We start from the raw sequence: 15865 nt of genomic DNA on the forward strand, positions 1-15865 counted from the left end.
TCTATGACTTTTAAAATTATTTTTCTGTAAATTCTTCTCATTTAATTGCTCACAACTTGGTGATTTGTAGCGCTGAATATTTTGGTCGTTTTGCTAGTGTGACATAACTATTATCTACAATGATATTTGTGTCGTTTAACAGTTTATTTTCTTTCAAGATCTGTTTAGCAAAACCATACCAAGACATTTGATTTTTTCCACTAAAATGAAGAAGTCCAAATGTTTTCGATTTGCTTTTAATAATTCTGTAAATATAATTAGAAAGGTCTTTACAGTCTGTTGGACAACTTACTTGATTGTCAACAACTTTTATGATTTCATTAGTCTTAGCTTTTCTTAATATGGTTTTATAAAAATTGTAGCCATAATTTTTGCTATATAACCAAGATGTTCTAACTATAAAAAAATCGGTCATAATATTTTGAATGTATTCTTCACCAATCAATTTAGATTTCCCATATACATTTATCGGTTTTGGCAAGTCACTAATTGTATAAGGTGAATTTTTCTGACCATCAAACACATAATCAGTAGAAATATGAATGAGTATAATGTTTTGGTTTTTACAATACTCAGCGATGGTTTTTACTGCTTCAGAATTGGTTTCATAAGCTATTTTAGGAGTTTTTTCAGATTGTTCAACATTTGTATATGCTGCACAATTTATACAATAATCAAAATGATGCGAATTAAAATATAATGCTACTTGATTCTTATTTGTAATATCTAAGTCCTCTTTATTAGCAAATGTAAACTCTATTTCATCAGAGTTTTGCGAGTAGATTTCATAAATAGTTTTAGCAAGTTGACCTTCTGCTCCTGTAATTAAGGCTTTTATTTTCATGCAAACAAGCTTTCGAAAGTTGGCAAATTGGTATCTTTTTCAGAAAGTATTAAGTTTTCGGTTTTAAAATGCCAATCAATATTTAGAGTATGATCGTTATAAATAATTCCTCGTTCTGCACTTTTGTTATAATAATTATCACATTTATAAGAAAAAATAGTGTCGTCTTCTAAAACCAAAAAGCCATGGGCAAATCCTCGAGGAATAAATAATTGTTTTTTGTTAGTTTCATTTAAAACTATAGAAAAATGTTTCCCAAAAGTTGGTGAGTTTGGTCTTATGTCTACAGACACATCTAATACACTTCCACTAATGACTGTAACAAGTTTAGCTTGCTGAAAATCTCCTGTTTGAAAATGTAAACCTCTTAATACTCCTTTAGAGGATTTTGATTGATTATCTTGTACAAAATCAACAGAAACACCTGTATGGTGTTTAAAGGTTTCTCTATTGAAACTTTCAAAAAAATAGCCTCTATCATCAAGGAAAACTTTTGGTGAAATTATAAAACAGCCTTCTAATTGGGTTTGTTCAACTATCATTTTATTTAAGTTGTTACAGGAATTTAAAAACAGCCAACCTTTAATAAGGTTCGGCAACTTTATAAGTTACATTTTTATTACTTTAACAATATTAGATTTAAAAAGAATAAAAATTGATTTAATAAAACCAAAAGTTTTTGTTGCTAAAATAGATTTATGCAGAATAATTTTTCACATAAATAGCAAATTTTTTGATCAAATACCCCAAACATAATAAGATAAAAGCAAGTACAGGGAATATCAATGCATAGCGATCCTGCCAATGCTTAACTTCGTTACCAACAACCTGAAAGCTAGATATAACATCAAAAAATACATTTTCTTCAAGTTTTTGTTCATCTAAAACTCTTAATTCGGCTTTTAATTTTATTTCCTTATCTAATAATTGAAATTCTTTTGTTTGAGACTTTTCTTGCATTAATGGAAACCCTTCTCCTAAACTAATATTTGCCTTTGGAGATACTGATTCATTCTGCATAACTTTTATGTACACTCTTTTAAGTGAGTCAATTTGATTAATGGCATCTTGCAGACTCTTCCTTTTAATAACAATCATAGAGTCTCGTTTTTCCATTTTTTTGGTAGAATATCGGTTTTCAAATGAGTTATTAATACCTGTTTCTAATCTCTTAAAGATATTTTTTTTATGAGATTCTACACGAATTTCAAATAGATTACCAGTATAAATATCTCTGTTTTCTACGAAGTCTTCAAATATAATTTCACTTGCTCTTGTGCTATCAATAGACTTAAGAAATGCGTCATATTCAATTATTCGGTCATTTTCTGTTTCAGGACCAACAGACATTTCAAAACGTAGTATTTCTGAAACTGCTTTTTGATCAATTTCAAAAATAGATGCCATTTCATCATAATCTTGGTCTCCTAATAATGCATTGTAATAATTAATATTAGTGGCTAATTGATATTTAGCATCAAAATATGTTCTAACCAACATGCTTGACTCATAAACTTTTGGGTTTGCTTTTTGTAAAACATATCCCAATACTCCAGCTAAAACCATTACTAAAGCAATCAACTTTATATTATTAAAAACTGCTCTTGAAGCATATATAAATATTGAAAAAAGACCAATAACAAGCTTTTTAACTAAGGTAACAAGATTATTTATTTTATCTCCTAAATAGTTAAATAGAACTAACAAATCTACTTCTTCATTATTGTTATTTTGGTTCTGTAAATCTTTACTCATAATTATTAATTATTATTGAATATTTGTTGTAATATTTTTCTTGTTATTAAATATGTAGGTTTTACACCTGAAGTTCCTAAACCACCTGATGCTAATGTACTTCCTGTTTCTAATGGATTATCACTAGCATAATAAGCGTATCTTACTTTTACATTTGGATTGATACTACCTCTTACTTTTGAAGCGGCTTGAATTGCTTTTTGGTAATGTGCACCTTCCATCTCAAGTCCAATAACATTCCAAGTAGAATTATAAAAGAACTTTAATATCTCTTTATTTTGAAGTGATGTTCCTAAAACAGTAATCATTGAACCTTCGTAAACATCTACACCTTGACCTTCTAGGTCTGATTTGCATAATTCATTTTTAAAAGGATAATTATCAGCTGTTCCTTCAAAAATATGAGCTGAAGGAATCATAATATCACCTTTACCTCCTTCTAAAATACCAGCCTTACCCATTATAGAAACAGATTCAACATTGAGGTGTACTTTTTCTCCATCAGCTTTTATAGGCTTTAATAACTCATCAATGGTCTCATAAGCTTGTTCTCCAAACGCATAATCCATTACAAAAATGACTGGTTTTTCAGTATTCTTAAACCCTTTTCCAATCTCAATATCTGTTTTAGAAAAATCGATTTTATCAGTATCAAAAATCTGAACATCAATGTTAGTTCCTGAAGTGTCTTCAATGTAAATCATTCCATTCTGCAACGCTTCTTTATTTACTTTATTGCGTAAGGCTTGATTATCTTTTTGACTTAAGGCTTCGTAAACTTCAAAAATACTTTTTTTAGTCTTTGAATTCTTTAATGCATTTGAAGCAAAAAGAGAGTTCATCACACTATGCATATTGGCACTTATAACGTGTATTGGTCGTTTTAAAAGATCATTTTTATGTAAAACTTCTTTAATACGATCTGACCAAATTTCTCCATGAATATGATGCCCTAAACGTTCTCTTAAAACAGGACTAAAAGTAACAGTCCGTTTATCGTTATTCATAACTTCATCTATCGCTAGTTTTCCTAACCAATATATGATGTGCAATAAACGATCTGGTTTTGTGTTTGATGTAAATTGTTTATGAGCTTCTGTAAGTTCATTAAATGTTCTGCCTAATATATTTGCAGTATGCGTAATTGCAATCTCTCGTTCTTTTTGACTTAGCTTATCTTTTGAAAGCACTGCTTTTTCCAGCTTAATCCAGTCGCGAGTTGTCGATCCATTTTCATCTATTAAAACACGTTTGCTAATTTTATGAGATTCAACAAACAAGAATGTAATATGTGTTAGTATGTCATAAATTTCTGAGCGACCTCTCGTGATCTCAATATTCATCTGCTCATCATCTATTCGATAACAATTCCGTCTTCTTTTAGGTGGAATAATTGCTTTAAAATGAGAATTTCCATAACCTTCATCACTTGTAAGGTTAATAAAACGACACTCTTCAATTCCTTCAGGAAGTCTATCAATAACGTATAATAGCCCTTCTAGTTCGGCTTTTTCTTCTGAAATTGATCCGTAAATTTCTGGTCTTAAAAGTAATAAGGCCTCACGTAAAGTTTCACCTGAAACTCCCATAGGCTTATAAAAGCCTCGATTGAACAAATGTCTCATTGTAATGTACATTCTTTCAATGGCACTTGAGCTCTCTTGAGCTCTTGTTCTTGCGTGAAGTTTTTTATTACTCATATACACTGTTTAGCTAGCAAATATAACATTATTTAGTCAATTTTAATGCGTATAAAGTATCTGCAATTTTTCGATCATTTGAAAGCCTTGGAAGCTTATTTTGTCCTCCTAATTTTCCGATAGACTTCATATAATCTTGAAATCCGTTTTTTTGAATGATTTTAATTTTTAATGGTTGAAGCACTTTTCCTTTAATTAAATCAAAATAGTAACTGTTTTGCTGTTGTAATAATTGATCTATTTCTTGCGCTAATGCGGAAATATTGTCTGGTAAATTTTCAAATTCAATAAACCATTCGTGATAAGGTAAACCTGATTCAGGGCTAATTTGAGGTGCTACGGTAAATTCTGAAACTTGAACATTTGAACCTAAAACAGCTTCTTGTAGTGCTTGCTCAACTTCTTTTCCAATAACATGTTCACCAAATGCAGAGATAAAGTGCTTTATTCTACCAGACACTATCACGCGATATGGTTTTACACTTGTAAACTGAACTGTATCTCCAATATTATAAGCCCAAAGACCTGCATTAGTTGAAATAATAATTACATAATTTACATCAACCTCAACATCTTTAATTGTTAAACGCTCAGGGTTTTCATCAAAAAACTCATCTGCTTTAATAAACTCATAGAATATGCCTGAATTTAATTGAAGTAACATGCCTTTTTCGCCTTGCTTATCTTGATATGCAAAAAAACCTTCGCTTGCTGGATATAATTCTATACTATCAACTTTTCGTCCTATAAGGCTTTCAAACTTTGCTCGATAGGGCTCGTAATTTACACCTCCAAAAATAAATAGATTGAAATTTTTAAAAACATCACCAATCTTTTGCCCTGTTTTTTCTTGAATTTTTTCAAAATACATTTGCACCCAAGAAGGTATTCCTGAAATGATTGTCATGTCTTCTGGCAAAGTCTCGTCAACAATTGCTTCGACTTTAGTTTCCCAATCGTCAATACAATTAGTTTCCCATGAGGGCATTCTATTTTTTTGAAGGTATTTGGGCACATAATGAGCAACAATTCCCGAAAGTCGCCCAAGCTGAATTCCATTTTGTTCATTTAAAACTGGACTTCCTTGTAAGAATATCATTTTACCGTCAACAAATTTACTATTTCCTTTTTCAGCAATATACATTAGAATTGCATTTCTGGCGGCTTCAACATGAGTTGGCATGCTTTCTTTAGTAATAGGAATATATTTTGCACCAGATGTTGTGCCTGACGTCTTAGCAAAATAAATTGGTTTTCCCTTCCAAAGAATATCTTCTTCTCCTGCAACCATACGATCAACATAAGGTTTTAAGGCTTCATAATCTCTTACAGGAACTTGATTCTTAAAATCATTATAAGAGATAATGTCTTTGAATTTATGATCTATACCAAACTGAGTATTCGTGGCATCTTTAATTAGTTTTTGAAACACTTTTTCTTGAGTTTCAATTGGATTATTAACCCATTTTAAAACTGATTTTTTTACTAGTTTAGCAAAAGGTACTGCTAATAAAGATTTTATAGATTGCATTACTTAAAATCAATAAAGTTAGTTGGATTAACAGGATATCCTCTATTCCAAAGTTCAAAATGCAAGTGTGGTCCAGTTGTTAATTCACCTGAATTTCCTGCCAAAGCAATAACTTCTCCTGTTTTTACTAAATCACCTTGTTTCTTTGTTAAAGTTGCGTTGTGCTTATAAACAGATATTAAATCATTGCTATGTTCAATAATAGCTACATATCCTGTTTGAGTTGTCCATTCCGCAAAAATAACGGTTCCATCTGCAGTGGCCTTTACTGGTGTATCTTTAGCAACTACAACATCTACAGCGTAGTGCTTTTCTTTAACATTATAAGCTTCGGAAATGGTTCCGTTTACAGGAGGAAACAATACAAAGTTAGTGTTAGTTAAAGCTGATTCAAAAACGTTATACTTATCTTCTTTATCTACAACTTCACGTAGAAGTGAATCTTCTTTTGTGGGTAATAAATTTAATTGTCCTGCATCTATATTAGCAGCGTCAATTATTGAATCTCTATTAAATTCAACTGTGCTAACATCTCCTGTTAACACACGTTTAATAGATGCGTAATATTGTTCGTTTAAATTAATTACCTGTTGTAGAGAATCTGTTTTATAATTGAGTTCAGTTGCCTTTTTTTTAAGCGCTGTTGAAGAATACCCTGGAATAAATTCTTTTAAAGATGTAAAAGCAATAAGAAAAATGGTACCAGCAATCAATAAAATTGTCGAAATTGATGCAATAACAAAAACATTTAATCGTGTTAATTTAATTGCAAAACGCTCCTCAAAAGTGTCTTCATTTAAGACAACCAATCGATACTTGTGAAGTAACTTTCTTGATATTCTTTTTTCCTTATCTTTTTTTGCCATTGTGAAACAAAATTAAATAAAATTTACAGGACAAGTACTAGCCTTATCTTAAAGTTTACTATAAAACGTTTATTCTTAAGTTTAATTATTAAATTTGCAATTCAAAATTAATCATTATGATCGCATCTAGCATATTTTTAGCTTTTGGAGCATGGCAAATTGTTTTAATAGTTGTAGTGGTATTACTTATGTTTGGAGGAAAGAAAATCCCTGAACTCATGAGAGGTCTTGGAAGCGGCATCAAAGAATTTAAAGATGCCAGTAAAGATGAAGACAAGCCTACAACTACTGATAAAAACGATTAACGTTTTATAAACCAATAAAAAAGCCAACATTTAAAATGTTGGCTTTTTTATTATTTAATCGTAATCGATTTAATTATAGCTTCTAATTCAAACATATAATCTCGTTTTGCTACTGAAGGTGCAAATACATAACCTTCGACAATAACTATTCTGTTGTTTACTTTATCTTCAATGGCATAATTTATAAAAGGTCCAGACATAAACGCGTTTTTAACATCCCAAAGCCCTTTGGTTTCAAAAGCAGGTTTATTATCTAAAATCGTTTTTGAAATAAATGGAGTATATTTATTTTCAGTTGCCATATATGAACCATCAAGTGGTCCTTCAATATGTATTTTACCTACTGAATCTCGTAATCTAACAATATCAACTACTGCACTATCTCCTTTTCTAATTGAAGATAGAGGTGCTTCATATAACATAATATCTACTGTTCCTGTTTCAATATCTCGTCTTAACCAGAAAAAGCCGTCTTCATTTTTTGCAATTCTATACGCAGTAGGAAACCTTAAAGATAATCCTAATCGCTCTTTAATGTCTTTATCATTAAACAATGCTTTCTTAATTCTTCTTTGTTTTTCTTTAAGCTCTTCCTTCTTAAATGCATCAACAATTTTTACTGAATTAGTATTAATTTGATCTATTATTTCGACATTTGTATTACCTGATATAACAACTACTGTTTGCGGTTTTGCGAACTTATCTGTAAGGATTAACGTTTCTGCTGGTTTGCCTTTTTCAATTTTTAAAACCGTTCTGTTTTTGGTTGCAAACCCAGTAAATACTGAAGGTGGCATTTGTCTTAATCTAAATTGAGCTTCAGGTATAGATAAACCCTCTACTGATGCTGCTAAGGTATCTCTTACAACTTCTCCTACATTGTTTTCCCAAAGTAAATTATCAACCACAACAGTGATATCATTTAAACTTCCTCCAGAAGATTTAGGGACAACGCGTTTGGCATTTTTGTCATTACATCCATAAAATAAAGTAATAGTCAATAGCAATAATGCAAGTATATTTTTCATTGTATATGTTTTTAATTAGTTTGACACAATAAGTGTCATTCCAATTTTTAGCTTGTTACCACTAATATCGTTCCAATCTTTAATATTTTGAACAGAAACACCAGGGAATTTTTCTGAGATGCTCCAAAGAGAATCTCCTTTTGTTACTTTATAGGTCGATTTACCTTCTGTATTACGTGTTTTCTTAACCGTTGAAGTACTTACAGCTTTTGAAGGTGTTGAAGGTTTTCTAGGGTAAATCGTTAATCGTTGTCCAATTTTTAGATTATTACTTCTTAATCCATTCCATCGTTTAATTTGACTAACACGAACACCATACTTTCTGGCTATTTTTCCTAAATAATCTCCCGAACGAACACGATATCGCTCTTTCGAGTTTGAATCAAAAAATTGAGGTAATGGTTTTTCTCGTTTACTAAGTTCCTTTTCAACAAATGCGTAAATTTCTTTTTCATTAGTAACAAATTTTCCAACGGCTTCACGAGGTAAGCGTAAAGTATAATCTTCGCCTTTTATATACGGAATGATATCTAGTTTATAGGAAGGGTTTAAAAACTGAAGTTCTTCAATTGGAACTTCAAGTAATTCTGAAACTTGATCTAAAGAAATCATTTTTTTCACATGAATTGTATCGGTTTCTACGTAATGAAAATTGGGTCGTTCTTTTTTAAACCCGTGTTCTTCAGCAAATTCAAAAATATACATTGTTGCTAAAAATGCTGGTAAATATCCAGCTGTTTCTCGTGGTAAATGCGCCCTAATATTCCAGTAATTTTCATAACCTCCAGAACGTCTAATGGCTTTACTTACATTTCCTGGTCCAGAATTGTAAGCTGCTAAAGCTAAATCCCAATCGCCAAATATTTTATATAGTCTTGCTAAATATTTACTTGCAGCAACTGAAGATTTTATGGGATCACTTCGTTCATCTACATAACTACTCACATTTAGTCCGTATTCTTTTCCTGTTCCAAACATAAACTGCCACAAACCTGTTGCTCCAACTCTAGATTTTGCTCTAGGCTTTAGTGCCGATTCTACAATGGCAAGATATTTTACTTCTAAAGGAATATCATAATTATCTAATGACTCTTCAAATAGCGGAAAATAATAATCACTTAAAGACATTAATTTCTCCATAGAGTTCCTTCTGTTTTTTAAATACGATTTAATAACACTTTCTAGTGAGGTATTGTATTCTATATTAAAAGGTGTTCGAGCATTTAACTCTTTAAGTCTTGCTTTTAATGTATCCGTTGGTAATTCAGGATAATCAACTGGTTCGTATTTTAGTTCAGTAACGCTCCTATAAATGGTGTCAAAAAGCGTATTGCTATAAAGTTCTTCTAGCCATTTTTGATCTAATTTTGCTGCTAACTTATGATCTTCTAAGCGTTTAAAACCGGTTGAATCTGGCTCTGCTTTAATTTCGGTTTTTAGGACTTTATTTCCATCTATAAGAGAATCAACAACGATTGGTATATTTTCTATTTGGGCAGGTTCTATTGGCTTTATAATTTCGGTTGTCTTCGGAATACTATCCTGACCAAAACTAAATACACAGCTCAATAGAATTCCAATCGTTAGTATTTTAAGCTTTGGGTTCATTGGTAAATTATTTAACTATCAAAACGATAGGTCAGCTAAAATCGTATTTTTTTACTTAAAATGAAAGTTTGACAAGACAATTTAACAAGACCTGTACGATTCTTCTGAAATACAAAAAAAGGAAATAAATATATTCTATTCTAAAATAGCAGCGATTCCTGGTAACGTTTTACCTTCAAGACTCTCTAGCATTGCGCCTCCTCCAGTGCTTACATAGCTTACTTTATGTTCAAATCCAAACTGTTTTACTGCAGCAACAGAATCACCTCCTCCAACAAGAGAAAAAGCTCCGTTTTTGGTTGCTTCAGCAATAGAATTTCCTAAAGCAATAGTTCCATTAGCAAAACGTTCCATTTCAAAAACACCAAGTGGGCCATTCCATAAAATTGTTTTACACTGCATTACTACATTATGAAAAATTTCTTTTGATTTCGGTCCTGCATCTAAACCTTGCCATCCATCAGGAATTTGAGCAACATCTAAAACTTGAGTATCGGCATCATTTCTAAATGCATTTGCCGCTATAACATCAACAGGTAAATGAATCTGTACATTCTTAGCTTCAGCTTGCTTCATGATTTCTAAAGCAAGTTCCATTTTATCATCTTCACAAATTGAATCTCCAACAGAACCACCTTGTGCTTTTATAAAAGTAAATGTCATTCCGCCTCCAATTATTAAATGATCAACCTTATCTAAAATATTCTCAATAATCGTAATTTTTGAAGATACTTTTGCACCTCCAAGAACTGCTAAAACAGGTTTTTCTCCTGTTTTCATTACTTTATCAATACTCTGAATTTCTTGAGCTAATAAGTGACCAAAACATTTGTGTTCTGGAAAAAACTGAGCAATAATCGTTGTAGACGCATGTGCTCTATGTGCTGTACCAAAAGCGTCATTTACATAAATATCACCTAATTTTGATAAGCCTTCAGCAAAATCTTTATCACCTTGCTTTTCTTCATCATGAAAACGTAGATTTTCTAATAATAAAATTTCTCCTGACTTTAAGTTTTTAGCAGCTTCTTCAGCTTTAGATCCAATACAATCATCAACAAACTTAACTTCTACACCCAAAATATCTTCTACTTTATTTATAATGTGACGAAGTGAAAATTCTTCTTGTACTCCTTTAGGTCGACCTAGATGAGACATTAAAATACAACTTCCTCCATCTTCAAGAATTTTAATAATTGTTGGTTTTGCAGACACAATTCTAGTCGCATCAGTAACTTCAAAATTGTTATTTAAAGGCACGTTAAAATCTACACGAATTAGTGCTTTTTTATTGTCAAAATTAAAATCATTTAAGGTTTTCATAAGTCTGCTTTTTAATAAATGTTACACAAATGTAACTAATAAATGAGACTGATAAAAGTTGTTTTATTACGAAAACGTTTGCATAAATTAATATTATAAAAAAGGTATCTTTACCACATGTTATTTTCAGAAATTTTAGGTCAAAAACATATTAAAAACCATCTCACAAAAAGTGCAGACCATGGTCGAATACCTCATGCACAATTATTTGTTGGACCTGAAGGTTCAGGTACACTTCCTATGGCTATTGCATATGCGCAATACTTACTTTGCAAAAATTCAGAAGGGAAAAACACTAATGGTAATGAAGCTTGCAATTTAAAGTTTAAAAACCTCTCACATCCTGATTTACATTTTGCTTTTCCTGTAGCTACCAATGATAAGATAAAAAGCCATCCTGTGTCAAATCATTTTATGGAAGAATGGAGGTTACTCATTGACAGTCAACCTTATGGGAATTTATTTGATTGGTATCGTATCTTGGGTATAAACAATAAACAAGGCCAGATTGGTGTAGATGAAGCTCAAGATATTGTTAAATCGTTAGCATTAAAATCCTATGAAGGCGGTTATAAAGTGATGTTAATTTGGATGGCAGAAAAATTAAATACCGCAGCTTCAAATAAACTTTTAAAACTTATTGAAGAACCACCAAATAAGACCATTTTTATTCTTATTGCTGAAGATGAAGAACAAATAATAAACACAATTAGATCAAGATGTCAATTATTAAACTTCCCTCCTTTAGCAGAAGAAGTCATTAAAAAGGCTTTAATTAAAAACTACCAAATTCCAGAAGCTGATGCTATAAAAATTGCGCATCAAGCCAATGGAAACTACAATAAAGCTTGTGATTTAGTTTATAATGACAGTGAGGATACTCAGTTTGAAGACTGGTTTGTATTTTGGATTCGATCAGCGTTTAAAGCCAAAGGAAATAAAAGTGCAATTCATGATTTAATTTCTTGGAGTGAAACTATTGCAAAAACAGGTCGTGAAACTCAAAAGCAATTTTTAAACTTCTGCCTTGATTTTTTCAGACAAGCATTACTCTTAAATTATAGTGCTGAAGATTTAGTTTTTATAGAACCCAAGACCTCGTTTAAACTTGAAAATTTTGCACCATATGTTCATGGCAATAATATTATGGACATCTCAAATGAGCTACAAGATGCAATTTATCATATAGAACGAAATGGGAATTCAAAGATTATTCTTACTGATCTCTCTATTAAACTCACACGTTTATTACATAAAAAAGCCGATTGATACACAACCGGCTTTATAAGTTATGTGAAATAAAACTATTCTTCTTTATTTGTATTTGCATTTAATGCATCAATTACCGTTAGAGTAATATCATTTGCATCAGTTCCATACATTACGCTTCCAGCATCATTAGCGCCAAGAATGTAAGTATATCCATTATTCTTACCATAATCTTTAACAAAAGCTTTGACTTCTTTAATTAGCGTATCTATTTGTTTTTGACCCTCAGCTTGAAGTTTTTGCTCCTCACCTTGTAACTGGTAATCTTGTATTTGTTTTTTCTGAAGTAATGCTTGATATTCAGTTTCAGCATTTTTTTGTGACATTTTTGCGGCTTTAGTTTGAAATAATTGCGCTTCAATTTGAATAGCTTGTCCTAAACTATCCGCTTTTTTATTAAACGCAGTTACTTTAACCTGAAACACCTTTTCGAAATCTACTTTTTTCTGATATTCATTTACAACTTTAGCATTATCTATAAATGCAATTTTTTGTTGCTCTTGACAAGATGCTAAAATAAGTACCAAACTAAGTACACCTATTATTTTTTTCATTTTAAGTTATTTTAATTTTTGCAAATGTATGAAAGTGCAAGTATTTATTTTATAAAAATTAGCACTATAAATATTATGTATGGTTTTTTTATACATAATAAATTATACCTATTACAATTTAACTCTTTAAAAGCTGCTAGAATATATTAAAACAATCTACTTGTAGGGATTTTATTACTATGGTTGAAAAAACGCCTTAGAACGCATAAAAATAGTTTTTATGACTTTTTGATGATATAAATCAAAGAAGAAAACTCTCCTGTACGTTTTGCTTTAAAATTAGAATACCATCCAATCCTAAATGCTTTAATAGGATTCATAAATCCATTTTTATATTTTTCAGAAAGTAAAGACACATAATAAGCATCAAATGTCATCGGACTCGTTTTAATTAATTCCATGCCTTTTTGATAAACTAATTTTGAAATGGCCTTTTGAGAAAAATGCCATAGATGTCTAGGAACATCAAAAGCTGCCCAATACTTATTATAATATTTTGCATCGTAACTTTTGTAATTTGGAACCGCAATTACTAATCGACCATTGGGCTTCAAAAGTGATTCAAATACAGCAATATGGTTTTCTAATTTTGGAAGATGCTCTAAAACATGCCAAAGCGTAATCACGTCAAAACTGTACTTTTCAAACTTCAATAATTGTTCAATATCAAAAACAGAATTATTAGTTTTTTGATTGGCAATTTTCCTAGCATTCGGATTTGGTTCAATCCCAAAAACACTCCAATTATTATCTTTTGCAACTTTTAAAAAATCTCCTGTTCCGCATCCAATATCTAAGAGTTGTTTCTCTTTAGAATTAAATGAATTGATCAATTTTAGTTTTCGTTTTAAAGCAATCGTTTTGATAAAATGATACACTTTTTCAAACCAATTGCGCTTTGCATCTGTATGAGAAATATAGTCTTCGCTTTGGTAATATTTAGGCAATTGTTCCTCTGAAGGCTGAGGAAAAGTTTCGAGCATTTCAAATTCTTTATTATAAATCAATTGAAATTCTTCTCCAGAAACAGAGTGATCTTTTACTTTTAAATATGTTGAATTATCTTTCATTAAATTGATTCATCGTTTTACTCTGAATGATAAAAAATCAAATTTTTTTTACTTATGTTTCACGTGGAACATTTATAAAACTATCGTCCTAAATAAACTAATAAAACAGAAATATCAGCTGGAGAAACACCAGAGATTCGTGACGCTTGAGAAATCGTTACAGGTTGAATTTTTGTAAGTTTTTGTTTCGCTTCAGTGCTCATAGACTTCAATTTATCATAATCAAAACCTTTAGGTATTTTCACATCTTCTAAACGGTTCAATTTATCTGCATTATTCTTTTCTTTTTCAATATAACCAGAATACTTAATTTGAATTTCTGTTTGCTCAATAACTTCTCTATCCAATTTATGTTCTTGAATATAACTTTCAACAACATCAAATTGGCGCATATCTTCAGCAGTAATATTTGGTCTAGAATATAATTTAAACATCTTATCAGACTGCTTCACTAGAGAGGAGTTTTTAGCTTCTAAAACCGGATTTGCATCTTCTGGTTTCACACTTGTTTCTCTAAAAAAATTTACAAAATTATCCGATTGTTTTTGTTTTTCTTCCATACGACATAAACGCGTCTCATTAGCTAAGCCTAATTCATAACCTTTAGGAGTAAGTCTAAAATCGGCATTATCTTGTCTTAAAAGCGTTCTATATTCTGCTCTAGATGTAAACATACGATATGGCTCTTCGGTTCCTTTTGTTATGAGATCATCAACTAAAACTCCAATATAAGCTTCATTTCGTTTTAAGATAAACTCATCTTTTTCCTGAACTTTTAAAGCAGCATTAATTCCAGCCATTAAACCCTGAGAAGCCGCTTCTTCATATCCAGTTGTTCCGTTAATTTGACCAGCAAAAAACAAACCATCTACCAATTTAGTTTCTAAAGTATGCTTTAATTGGGTTGGTGGAAAATAATCATATTCAATAGCATAACCTGGTCTAAAAAACTTAACATTTTCAAAACCAACTACAGATTTCAATGCTTTAAACTGAACATCTTCAGGCAATGAAGTTGAAAAGCCATTTACATAAACTTCAACAGTATTCCACCCTTCAGGCTCCACAAATAATTGATGACGATCCTTATCTGCAAAACGATTAATTTTATCTTCAATTGAAGGACAATATCTTGGTCCAGTACTTTTAATTCGACCATTAAACATTGGTGAACGATCAAATCCTTCACGTAATAAATCATGAACTTCCAGACTTGTATACGTCATATGACATGAACGCTGTTCTGTTAATGGCTTAATATTTTCTAAATATGAGAATTTTTCAGGCTGTTCATCACCAGGTTGTTCAATCATTTTAGAATAATCTAAAGAACGACCATCGACTCTTGGAGGCGTACCTGTTTTCATTCTGCCTGATTCAAAACCCAATTCGATAAGTTGCTCTGTTATTCCTGTTGCCGCTCTTTCTCCTGCTCTTCCGCCACCAAAGTTTTTATCACCAATATGAATTAATCCATTTAAAAAAGTACCATTAGTCAACACAACTGTTTTGGCTTTAATCTCTAATCCTAGTGAAGTCTTAACACCGACCACTTTATGATTCTCTACAATTAATCCAGACACCATTTCTTGATAGAAATCAAGATTCTTGGTTTGTTCTAATAGCAATCTCCAATCTTCAGCGAAGCGCATACGATCACTTTGAACTCTTGGGCTCCACATTGCTGGTCCTTTAGATTTATTCAGCATCTTAAACTGAATCGCAGATGTATCACTTACAATTCCACTATAACCACCTAAAGCATCAATTTCTCTTACAATTTGCCCTTTCGCAATTCCACCCATAGCAGGATTACAAGACATCTGTGCAATGTTTTGAAGGTTCATTGTAACAAGTAACGTTTTACTTCCCATGTTTGCAGCAGCAGCAGCGGCTTCACTTCCGGCATGACCAGCTCCAACTACTATTACATCGTATACATCGTTGAACATAATTTAGAATATTGTTCCACGTGGAACATTAAATTTTTAGAAAATTCAGTTTGCAAATAT

General features: G+C 31.2%; 14 protein-coding genes. 2 read left to right on the forward strand and 12 right to left on the reverse strand.

The window, feature by feature from the left end; all coding sequences use genetic code 11:
* Window positions 1–49: 49 nt before the first annotated feature.
* The 6 genes from rfbD to MUN68_RS16550 form a co-directional block, all read right to left on the reverse strand.
* Window positions 50–844 (reverse strand): dTDP-4-dehydrorhamnose reductase, encoded by a 795-nt coding sequence (rfbD, locus tag MUN68_RS16525; protein ID WP_249992875.1) that lies wholly within the window; start codon window positions 842–844, stop codon window positions 50–52.
* Entirely contained in the window at window positions 841–1386 is a 546-nt protein-coding gene (gene rfbC, locus MUN68_RS16530) for a dTDP-4-dehydrorhamnose 3,5-epimerase (protein WP_249992873.1), read from the reverse strand. The genes rfbD and rfbC overlap by 4 nt, the downstream gene beginning before the upstream one ends.
* 154 nt (window positions 1387–1540) lie before the next feature.
* Window positions 1541–2599: a hypothetical protein gene (locus MUN68_RS16535; RefSeq protein ID WP_249992871.1), complete on the reverse strand. Its 1059-nt coding sequence runs from the start codon at window positions 2597–2599 to the stop codon at window positions 1541–1543.
* A gap of 5 nt (window positions 2600–2604) precedes the next feature.
* Window positions 2605–4299 carry a DUF6909 family protein gene (locus MUN68_RS16540; protein ID WP_249992869.1) on the reverse strand — a complete coding sequence of 565 codons (1695 nt, stop codon included), beginning with the start codon at window positions 4297–4299 and terminating at the stop codon, window positions 2605–2607.
* 28 nt (window positions 4300–4327) lie between these two features.
* Window positions 4328–5830: a GH3 auxin-responsive promoter family protein gene (locus MUN68_RS16545; RefSeq protein WP_249992866.1), complete on the reverse strand. Its 1503-nt coding sequence runs from the start codon at window positions 5828–5830 to the stop codon at window positions 4328–4330.
* The gene (locus tag MUN68_RS16550) at window positions 5830–6696 is read right to left on the reverse strand and encodes a M23 family metallopeptidase (RefSeq protein ID WP_249992863.1); all 867 of its coding nucleotides are present in this window, start codon (window positions 6694–6696) and stop codon (window positions 5830–5832) included. Before MUN68_RS16550 ends, MUN68_RS16545 begins: the two co-directional genes overlap by 1 nt.
* A gap of 116 nt (window positions 6697–6812) precedes the next feature.
* Here MUN68_RS16550 and MUN68_RS16555 point away from each other — a divergent pair, with 116 nt between their 5' ends.
* The gene (locus MUN68_RS16555) at window positions 6813–7001 is read left to right on the forward strand and encodes a twin-arginine translocase TatA/TatE family subunit (RefSeq protein WP_249992861.1); all 189 of its coding nucleotides are present in this window, start codon (window positions 6813–6815) and stop codon (window positions 6999–7001) included.
* A gap of 50 nt (window positions 7002–7051) precedes the next feature.
* Here MUN68_RS16555 and MUN68_RS16560 read toward each other — a convergent pair whose 3' ends face one another.
* From MUN68_RS16560 to MUN68_RS16570, 3 genes are all read right to left on the reverse strand, one after another.
* On the reverse strand, window positions 7052–8029 hold the full coding sequence (locus MUN68_RS16560) for a DUF4837 family protein (protein WP_249992859.1): 978 nt from the start codon (window positions 8027–8029) through the stop codon (window positions 7052–7054).
* 15 nt (window positions 8030–8044) lie between these two features.
* A complete protein-coding gene (locus tag MUN68_RS16565; protein WP_249992857.1) occupies window positions 8045–9637 on the reverse strand; it encodes a LysM peptidoglycan-binding domain-containing protein in 1593 nt (530 codons plus the stop codon).
* Between the two features lie 135 nt (window positions 9638–9772).
* A complete protein-coding gene (locus MUN68_RS16570; protein WP_249992854.1) occupies window positions 9773–10960 on the reverse strand; it encodes a phosphoglycerate kinase in 1188 nt (395 codons plus the stop codon).
* A gap of 117 nt (window positions 10961–11077) precedes the next feature.
* Between MUN68_RS16570 and MUN68_RS16575 the strand changes: the two genes are divergently transcribed.
* Window positions 11078–12229, forward strand: a complete 1152-nt coding sequence (locus MUN68_RS16575) for a DNA polymerase III subunit (protein ID WP_249992851.1) — start codon at window positions 11078–11080, stop codon at window positions 12227–12229.
* 35 nt (window positions 12230–12264) lie between these two features.
* Here MUN68_RS16575 and MUN68_RS16580 read toward each other — a convergent pair whose 3' ends face one another.
* The 3 genes from MUN68_RS16580 to mnmG form a co-directional block, all read right to left on the reverse strand.
* Window positions 12265–12783, reverse strand: a complete 519-nt coding sequence (locus MUN68_RS16580; protein ID WP_249992848.1) for an OmpH family outer membrane protein — start codon at window positions 12781–12783, stop codon at window positions 12265–12267.
* Between the two features lie 218 nt (window positions 12784–13001).
* Window positions 13002–13853: a class I SAM-dependent methyltransferase gene (locus MUN68_RS16585; RefSeq protein WP_249992844.1), complete on the reverse strand. Its 852-nt coding sequence runs from the start codon at window positions 13851–13853 to the stop codon at window positions 13002–13004.
* An 80-nt stretch (window positions 13854–13933) separates the two neighbouring features.
* Entirely contained in the window at window positions 13934–15805 is a 1872-nt protein-coding gene (mnmG, locus tag MUN68_RS16590; RefSeq protein ID WP_249992841.1) for a tRNA uridine-5-carboxymethylaminomethyl(34) synthesis enzyme MnmG, read from the reverse strand.
* Window positions 15806–15865 lie beyond the last annotated feature (60 nt).

The sequence above is a fragment of the Psychroserpens ponticola genome (assembly GCF_023556315.2).
GTDB classification, from domain to species: domain Bacteria; phylum Bacteroidota; class Bacteroidia; order Flavobacteriales; family Flavobacteriaceae; genus Psychroserpens; species Psychroserpens ponticola.